The following is a 365-nucleotide window of genomic DNA, read 5'->3' as shown; positions in this document are numbered from 1 at the left end:
GGGGGTATAGCTCAGCTGGGAGAGCGCTTGCATGGCATGCAAGAGGTCAGCGGTTCGATCCCGCTTACCTCCACCAGCGACCCGCAGATGTTTGGCGGTGATATTTCAGGCGAAGCTTGAAGTGTAGAAGTAAGAAGTAATGTGAAGTACCTGCTTGTCCCCTTCGTCTAGAGGCCTAGGACATCACCCTTTCACGGTGAGTACGGGGGTTCGAATCCCCCAGGGGACGCCAGATTTTGATATCTGCGCTGTCACCCAGCAGGCAGCGCAGGTATGTAGCGGTACAGTGTCCCCTTCGTCTAGAGGCCTAGGACATCACCCTTTCACGGTGAGTACGGGGGTTCGAATCCCCCAGGGGACGCCAG

3 tRNA genes are annotated in these 365 nt (G+C 57.0%); all 3 read left to right on the top strand.

Going from position 1 to position 365, the window contains the following annotated elements:
* Positions 1–76 (top strand) — tRNA-Ala (locus MKD49_RS25830).
* A gap of 80 nt (positions 77–156) precedes the next feature.
* Positions 157–232: transfer RNA gene (locus MKD49_RS25825), tRNA-Glu, on the top strand.
* A gap of 56 nt (positions 233–288) precedes the next feature.
* Positions 289–364 (top strand) — tRNA-Glu (locus tag MKD49_RS25820).
* The last annotated feature ends 1 nt before the right edge of the window (position 365 follow it).

The organism is Herbaspirillum sp. WGmk3 (assembly GCF_023952535.1).
GTDB lineage: Bacteria > Pseudomonadota > Gammaproteobacteria > Burkholderiales > Burkholderiaceae_D > Herbaspirillum > Herbaspirillum huttiense.
The sequence above is the reverse complement of the archived record's forward strand: the minus strand, read 5'-3'. Positions and strand labels throughout refer to the sequence as shown.